This is a genomic window from Corynebacterium sp. HMSC078H07 (assembly GCF_001812805.1).
Lineage (GTDB): Bacteria > Actinomycetota > Actinomycetes > Mycobacteriales > Mycobacteriaceae > Corynebacterium.
Window position 1 is genome coordinate 172,302 of the sequence record NZ_KV810494.1, and the last position, 8,224, is coordinate 180,525.

7 protein-coding genes and 1 riboswitch are annotated in these 8,224 nt (G+C 63.2%); of the genes, 6 read left to right on the top strand and 1 reads right to left on the bottom strand.

Annotated features, from left to right (window positions below):
- The first annotated feature begins 69 nt into the window (after positions 1-69).
- A riboswitch (TPP riboswitch) is annotated at positions 70-184 on the top strand.
- The 6 genes from thiC (at position 180) to HMPREF2875_RS09040 (ending at position 5,833) form a co-directional block, all read left to right on the top strand.
- Positions 180-1,982: a phosphomethylpyrimidine synthase ThiC gene (gene thiC / locus HMPREF2875_RS09015; protein ID WP_070672269.1), complete on the top strand. Its 1,803-nt coding sequence runs from the start codon at positions 180-182 to the stop codon at positions 1,980-1,982. Its footprint overlaps the riboswitch before it by 5 nt.
- Complete coding sequence (locus HMPREF2875_RS09020; protein ID WP_070672270.1) at positions 1,975-2,625, top strand: thiamine phosphate synthase; 651 nt, start codon at positions 1,975-1,977, stop codon at positions 2,623-2,625. The genes thiC and HMPREF2875_RS09020 overlap by 8 nt, the downstream gene beginning before the upstream one ends.
- Positions 2,622-3,767 (top strand): glycine oxidase ThiO, encoded by a 1,146-nt coding sequence (gene thiO / locus HMPREF2875_RS09025; RefSeq protein ID WP_070672272.1) that lies wholly within the window; start codon positions 2,622-2,624, stop codon positions 3,765-3,767. Before HMPREF2875_RS09020 ends, thiO begins: the two co-directional genes overlap by 4 nt.
- Positions 3,764-3,961: a sulfur carrier protein ThiS gene (gene thiS / locus HMPREF2875_RS09030; protein WP_070672274.1), complete on the top strand. Its 198-nt coding sequence runs from the start codon at positions 3,764-3,766 to the stop codon at positions 3,959-3,961. Before thiO ends, thiS begins: the two co-directional genes overlap by 4 nt.
- Entirely contained in the window at positions 3,962-4,741 is a 780-nt protein-coding gene (locus HMPREF2875_RS09035; protein ID WP_070672276.1) for a thiazole synthase, read from the top strand.
- Between the two features lie 33 nt (positions 4,742-4,774).
- Complete coding sequence (locus HMPREF2875_RS09040) at positions 4,775-5,833, top strand: ThiF family adenylyltransferase (protein WP_070672278.1); 1,059 nt, start codon at positions 4,775-4,777, stop codon at positions 5,831-5,833.
- Here the strand turns inward: HMPREF2875_RS09040 and HMPREF2875_RS09045 are convergent.
- Entirely contained in the window at positions 5,830-7,995 is a 2,166-nt protein-coding gene (locus HMPREF2875_RS09045) for a YhgE/Pip domain-containing protein (RefSeq protein WP_070672282.1), read from the bottom strand. The two genes, HMPREF2875_RS09040 and HMPREF2875_RS09045, sit on opposite strands and share 4 nt — an antisense overlap.
- Positions 7,996-8,224: the final 229 nt, after the last annotated feature.

An 8,224-nucleotide genomic window follows, 5' to 3' on the forward strand; every position in this document is an offset into this window, starting at 1 on the left:
ACCCCCACCGGCCAAATTGTTCCAAACGCCTGACATGGCTGGGATTTACCCTCTATGGTGGGAAACGCACTGATACCCCACGGGTGCCCGCAGGAAGCGGGCTGAGAGTGGCGCTGACACCGCGCCTGCACCGTTCGAACCTGTCTGGTTAGCACCAGCGAAGGAAGAGAGGAGCAGCCATGACGGCTACCCATAACCCCATCCAGTCCTCCGACTCCGGAGAGATCCACCCCAAGCACTCCTACTCCCCCATCCGGGAGAAGGGCCTCGAGGTGCCTGAGACGGAAATCCAGCTGGATGATTCCCCCACCGGCCCCAACGAGCCTTTCCGCGTGTACCGCACCCGTGGCCCGGAGTGTGAACCTGAGGTGGGCCTGCCGGCACTGCGCGCAGAATGGATTGCCGAGCGCGGCGATGTAGAGGCCTACGAAGGTCGCGCCCGCAACCTGGCAGATGACGGCCGCTCCGCCGAGCGCCGCGGTGCAGCTTCCCAGGAGTGGAAGGGCGAGCGTCGCCAGCCGCTGCGTTCAAAGGAAGGCAAGCGTGTGACACAGATGCACTACGCACGCCAGGGCATCATCACCAAGGAGATGGAGTTCGTGGCCCTGCGCGAGCACTGCGACCCGGAGTTTGTGCGCTCCGAAATCGCGCGCGGCCGCGCCATCCTGCCCAATAATGTGAACCACCCGGAATCGGAGCCGATGATCATCGGACGGAAGTTCCTCACCAAAATAAACGCCAACATCGGCAACTCTGCGGTGACCTCCTCCATCGCTGAGGAAGTGTCCAAGCTGCGCTGGGCCACGCGCTGGGGTGCGGATACCGTCATGGATCTCTCCACGGGTGATGACATCCACACCACGCGCGAATGGATTCTGCGCAACTCACCGGTCCCGATCGGCACCGTGCCCATCTACCATGCCCTGGAAAAGGTTAACGGCGTCGCAGAAGACCTGACGTGGGAAATCTTCCGCGATACCGTCATCGAACAGTGCGAACAAGGCGTGGACTACATGACCATCCATGCCGGCGTGCTGCTGCCCTACGTGCCACTGACCACGAACCGCGTGACGGGCATTGTCTCCCGCGGTGGTTCCATCATGGCGGGCTGGTGCCTGGCACACCACAAGGAGTCCTTCCTCTACGAAAACTTCGATGAGCTCTGCGAGATTTTCGCGCGCTACGACGTCGCTTTCTCCCTCGGCGATGGTCTGCGTCCAGGTTCGCTGGCGGACGCCAACGACACCGCACAATTCGCTGAGCTCAAGACTATCGGCGAGCTCACCCGGCGCGCCTGGGAGTACGACGTTCAGGTCATGGTGGAGGGCCCCGGCCACGTGCCGCTTAACATGATTCAGGAAAACAACGAGCTAGAGCAGGACTGGGCTTCTGATGCTCCCTTCTACACGCTAGGCCCGCTGGTTACCGATATCGCGCCGGGTTATGACCACATCACCTCCGCCATCGGCGCGGCACATATCGCCATGGGTGGCACGGCCATGCTGTGCTACGTCACTCCGAAGGAGCACTTGGGGCTGCCTAACCGCGATGATGTGAAGACCGGCGTTATCACCTATAAGCTCGCGGCCCATGCGGCCGACGTGGCCAAGGGCCACCCGGGTGCACGCGCCTGGGACGATGCGATGAGCAAGGCCCGCTTCGAGTTCCGCTGGCACGACCAGTTTGCGCTCTCCCTCGACCCGGATACCGCACAGGCCTATCACGATGAGACTCTGCCCGCCGAGCCGGCCAAGACCGCACACTTCTGCTCGATGTGCGGCCCGAAGTTCTGTTCCATGCGCATCAGCCAAGACATTCGCGATACGTTCTCCGATTCCCTCGGCATGCCCAGCTTCCCGGGCCAAGGCTCCGTCGATCCGGACGTTATTGCTGCTGCCCGCGCAGGTGAAGAGCGCAAGTCGAAGGAGTTTAAGGCGCAGGGTTCGCAGCTGTACCACGAGGAAGACGGCGTCAATGCCTGATCTTCGCTGCTACTTCGTCACGGGCGCGGGCTCGCATGCGGACGTCGTTCGCATCGCGGCTGCCGCAGCGCGCGGCGGGGCGGGTGTCGTGCAGGTACGTTCTAAGCCGATTTCTGCCCACGACCTCTACCTGTTGGGCCGCGACGTGGCGCGTGCGGTGGCACAGGCCAACCCAGAAACGCGTGTGCTTATCGACGACCGCGTGGACGTCGCCGCTGCCCTGCGCCACGACGGCGAAGCAATCCACGGAGTACACATTGGTCAAGACGATCTGCCCGTAGCCGCCGCCCGCGCACTGTTAGGGCCAGAGGCGATCATTGGGCTAACCACGGGTACTCGCCAGCTGGTCGAGGCGGCCAACGAGGTAGCTCAATATATTGACTACATCGGCTGCGGCCCCTTCCGTTCCACCCCAACGAAGGACTCCGGCCGCCCGCCGCTAGGTCTTGATGCCTATCCAGAGTTGGTGGAACTTTCCCGCGTTCCTCTCGTGGCCATCGGGGATGTCACCGTCAACGACGCAGCAGATCTTGCCGCAACTGGCGTGGCCGGCCTAGCTGTCGTGCGCGGCATCATGCATGCCGACGACCCTGAAGCCTACTGCCGCGAGCTGCTGTCCGGCTTCGATGAAGGTGCGCGATGACTATCGCCTCTGATTCTTCCGTCATCATTGTCGGCGCAGGTGTAGTGGGCCTAGCCACCGCAGTGGAGCTGGCTTCCCGGGGTCACGAGGTCACCGTGCTGGATCCTGCGCCGGCCTCCGGAGCCACGCACTTCGCCGGCGGGATGCTCGCCCCCACTGCAGAGGTGGTGTACCAGCAGGATCCGCTCTTTCCCTTGATGCGAGCCTCCGGCGAGTGGTACCCGGAACTTATCGATCTGGTGGCGTCCCACACGGAGGTACCCACCGGCTACCGTGATGAAGGCACCTTTGTCGTCGCCGCTGACCGGGCGGATGCCCAGCACCTTGTTGAGCTAGCTGACTATCAATCTCTCCACGGCATGGAGGTCGAGCGCATCACCGTGCGCGAGGCCCGCCGCGCCGAACCGCTTCTCTCCCCGCGTCTCGCCGCTGCCGTGAGCATCCCCGGTGATACCCAGGTCTTTCCCCGCCAGTGGGCCGCTTCGCTGCTGAGCGCAGCCCAAGAGCTCGGCGTGCGATTCTTCCGTACGGCGGCACAGTCGATTGATGCCGCTACAGGCATGGTCAGCACTCCCGCTGGCAACTTCCACGCGGATGACGTCGTCCTGGCTGCTGGACTGGGCGCCCGCGACGTCGACTGGGCACGCTCAGCGGGATTTGAACGCTCTCCCCTCCAACTGCGCCCGGTGTATGGCGACATCGTGCGCCTGCGCGTGCCAGAGCACCTACAACCGCTGCTTACCCGGGTCGTCCGCGGCTTCGTGGAGGATCGCCCCATCTACCTCATCCCTCGAGCCGATGGCACCCTCGCCGTCGGCGCAACGACCCGCGAGGATTCCCTGGCCTCCGCACAAGCCGGCGGGGTCTACGCGCTGCTTCGCGACGCCATCCGCATCCTCCCCGCCGTCGAGGAGTGCGAGTTCCTCGAGGCCAGCGCAGGTGCTCGTCCCGGCACGCCGGATGACCTGCCTTATCTTGGCCGCGTCAGCGACCGGCTCGTCATCTCTACCGGCTATTTCCGCCACGGCATCCTGCTCACGGCCCTAGCCGCGCGCTGTACCCGCGAGCTCATCGAAGGAACCGATCCCAGTATCGATCTCACTGCCTGCAATCCCCTGCGACATCTCAAGGAGCCACAATGATCCTCATCCTCAACGGCCAGGCCTATGACACGGCGGCCGATACCGTCGCCCAGCTGCTTAAGGAAAAGGGCATCGCTCCTGACGGCACCGCAGTGGCCGTCGCTGAACAGGTCATTCCCCGCTCACAGTGGGACTCCACCCCACTTAACGAAGGCGCAGCCGTGGAAATCCTCACCGCAGTCCAAGGAGGTTAAATGCTCACCATCGCCGATACCACCTTTTCCTCGCACCTCATCATGGGTACCGGTGGGGCCACGAGCCACGAGGCGCTCGAGCGCGCGCTCGTCGCATCCGGAACCGAGCTGACCACCGTGGCCATGCGGCGCCACGCTGGCACCAGCGGCGGCGAGAGCATCTTTGATCTGCTGCGCCGTCTGAACATCGCGCCATTGCCCAATACCGCCGGTTGCCGCACCGCGCGCGAGGCGGTACTCACCGCCCGCATGGCCCGCGAGGCGCTGGGAACCTCGTGGGTGAAGGTAGAGGTCATCGCCGATGAACACACGCTGCTGCCCGATGTCGTAGAGACCCTCGACGCCACCGAGCTGCTCAGCGCCGAAGGATTTACCGTGCTGGCCTATACCAGCGACGACCCTGTGGCAGCCCAGCGACTTGAGGATGCTGGCGCTGCGGCCGTCATGCCGCTGGGCGCCCCCATCGGCACCGGCCTGGGCATCCTCAACTCGCACAACCTCGAGCTCATCTGCTCGCGCGCCTCGGTGCCCGTGCTTGTCGACGCCGGCATCGGCACCGCCTCCGACGCCACCCTCGCCATGGAACTCGGCTGCTCCGGCGTGCTGCTCGCCAGCGCGGTCAACCGTTGCCAGAACCCGGAAGCCATGGCCACCGCCATGCGCCACGCCGTCGAAGCAGGACGCCTCGCACGCAACGCCGGGCGCATCCCGCAGCGCGAGCACGCCCAGGCTTCCTCCACCTTCGAGGGTCTAGCCAACTGGGCTGACCAGGTCCTGTAGCCCACCACCGCCCCTTGTAGAAGGACTGCCATCATGCTCAGCGAGACCGAACTCGCCCGGACCGCGCGCCAACGCCTCCTGCCGGGCTTCGGCGACGTCGCCCAAGAACGACTCAATTCCGCGCACGTGCTCGTCGTGGGCGCAGGAGGCCTTGGCTGCCCCGCCCTTCAGCAGCTGGCTGCCGCAGGAATTGGCCGCATCACGCTCATTGATTCCGATACCGTCGACATCAGTAACCTGCACAGGCAAGTTCTGTTTGGTGTGGGGGACGTCGGCAAGCCCAAGGCGGAGGTCGCAGCCGCACGCGCCCGTGAACTCGCCCCCGAGCTCACCATCACCGCGCGTAAAGAACGCCTCGATTCCACTAACGTCCTCGAGCTGTGCTCTGCGGCCGACCTCGTCCTCGATGGCTCAGATACCTTCGACACGAAATACCTCGTCGCCGATGCCTGCGAAATTACCTCCACCCCGCTGGCCTGGGGAACCGTGCTGCGCTACGGCGGGCAGGCCGCCCTGTGGCACTCTGGCCCCAATTGCGCTGACGGGCGCGGCGTGGGCCTGCGCGATCTCTTCCCCGCCCCGCCCGCAGGTGAGTCCCTCGAGTGCTCCACAGCTGGGGTTCTCGGGGCCACGACGTCTGTCATTGCCGGACTGATGGCCACCGCAGCCCTCGCCACGCTCGGCGCACTCCCCGAACATCGGGACATGGTCGGGCGCGTGACATCCTACGACGCGCTGCCCGGTGGCTTCCGCTCGCTGCGCGTGGGCGCCGACCCAGACCGCCTCCTCGTCACCGCCTTGCCCGACGAACCGCAACTACCGCCGGAGCTTCGCGACGGCCACGCCGCCCTCCTCGACATCTCTGAGCACCCCACTCTCACTGCGGACGCGGTATCACTGCCATGGCATACCGTCACTGACAACGACTCTGTGCGCCTCGCCCTCTCTTCCTGTGACTCGGACCTGGTGTACGTGGCCTGCCCCTCAGGCGGGCGAAGCGCCGGTTTTGTCTTGCGCTATGCCGACCTCGCTGCCGAAATGGGCATCGAATTGCGCAGCCTCCCCGGCGGGCTCGGCGCGTATCGCTTCTAGGCGCTCGCCGCCACCTTCGGGCGGAAGAGGTGCTCGTCGAGGATGCGAGCGGTACCGTGGTGGCGCGCGCGGAACACCACGCAAGAGGCCACCAGCGCCAACGCGCTCACGATAAACAGAACGGCGATGCCCGCCCAGAAGGTGCCATCGTGGATGCCGTCAGTAGCTCGGGTAAAGGCATTCTTCGCATACGACATCGGGTGGAAAGGATGCAAAATGCTCAGCGGACGTGGAATAGCCGCCACTGGCCACACGCCGCCAAAGACCATGATTCCGAGGGCAAAGGCGCCGACGGAGAAGATAGCTCCAATCTTGCGGCCGAACGTGACCAGGAAGAACTGGTACGTCGCCGCACCGACCGCCGCAATAGCAGCAATAACGAGCAGCATCATCGGCCAGCTGGCTGGGGACCACCCCACCGTGGCTGACATGAACGCCATGAAGCCCAAAACCAGGAAGTTGAGACCTGCCACCACACCGAACGCTGCCAAGACGCCACGAACCGGACTGGATGCGGCCCCATTGCGCCGCCCCAGATAGTACGGCAGCGTCATCGCGAGAAGCAGCATAACGAGGAAGCCAAAGACAAGCACGAAGAGCATCGATGCTCCGCCCGTGATGTTCTTGTGCGTCGGGTCGATCGGGTTGACCACGGTCTGCACCGGATGAACATTGGACGATGTGAAGTTGATAGGCACCGCCATGTTTTGTGCAGAAGTATCTGGCTGGCTGATAGACGGAGCCTTCGCGGCGCCATCGGCTAGCTTGGTGGCTAGTTCGTTGGAGCCTTCCTTGAGCTGGTCCATACCTGCCTTCAACTCTGTGCCACCCGCCGCCAACTGGCTTGTGCCATCTTTGAGTGTGCCTGTGCCCTCATGAAGACGAGAAGCACCATCGTGAAGCTGGACGGCGCCGCTGCTGAGCTCACCCACACCGTTGCGCAGTTCTTGAGTTCCACCGGCTAGGCGGTGGGCGCCGTCGTTGAGCGCCGTCATGCCGCCGAGGTATTCCGAGTTCGGGTCAGAGAGATTGTAATAAAGCTGGCCGGTACCGGCTGACAGCTTCTCTAACTGGGCCACCATATTGCCGCTCGCTGCTGGGTCGAGCTTGGAGACCAAAGAGTACAACTGCTCGGCCTGCTCGGTCATGCCGAGGCTGCGGAGGACGTCGACAAGCTGCAGCAGTGCCGGTGCGACGGCCTGAGCCTGCTTAAGCAGTGGAATAAGCATGCCCGTGAGCTGATTGACACCGCCATCAATCTGGCCCGCGCCATCAGCAAGGCGCCCGGTGCCAGCGAGCAGTTTATCCGAGCCGTCGGCAAGCTGTGCTGCACCATCATCCAATTGTGCAGCGCCAGCACTCAAGCGCCCCACACCATCATTAAGCCGCGTCGTGCCATCCAAAAGCTGACCCGTACCGTTATTGAGCTCAGTCGCACCGGAGTCGAGTTTGGCAATGCCCTCGACCGCGCGGCCACCGCCGTCTTGCAACTTGCCCGCGCCTTCATCCAAGCGCCCTGCGCCTTCCGCTGCCGTTCCCAATCCATCACTGAGCTTGTTGAGTCCCTCAATGACCTGGTCGGCATATTTCTTGGAAATCGCGTTCTCTACGCTGGTCTGTACCTGCGGGATGAGGCTCGACGAAATCACCGAGCCATTCGTGCCGTAATAGTCATTGGTGGCGAAATGGATCTCCGGCTTGACCGGTTTCTCACTAATAATCGTCACGGCCTGCTCGGAGAAGTTCTTCGGGATGGTCACGACCATGAGGTATTTGCCCTTAAGCAGGCCCTCATCCCCGTCGCCCTTGCTGACCTCGGCGAAATTGAGGTACTCCGTTTCCATGAGGCCTTCGACGACCTGATCGCCGTAGTTGGTGTATTTGCCTTGCTTCTCGACGCCCACATCCTCATTCACCACCGCCAAGTCAATATTGCGCATGTACTTGGAGGGATCCCACATGGCCCACATCATGGTGCCGGCCACAACGATGGGTGCGACGAGCAGAAAAACAATCAAAACGCGCGACAGCGTGCTCCTTGGACGCCAGTCCAGTACGCGGTGCCACCCCATCGCTTCGCTACTGACAGCTCCCCTGTCCACATTCGCAGGCGAAGCGCCATTCGCTGCATGCGTACTACTCGTTTCGGTTGCTTGGCTCATGCCCGCCTCCTCATAGTGCTAGTTCAGGTCCGCTTGTAGCCGTCTTCCCAGGCATTTTCACCTAAAGGTCAAACGTGAGCGAGGCCACTATGTCGTTTGTTTCAACAAACATACCACCGGATGAGTTACTAGCGTGAACTTACGGGCATTCGTTGTCTGCATGTCACGCATTCCCCTTCCGGTTGCGGGGTTTCCTGGGGTGTTTTAGGGTTCTGGGTCATGGGGGATT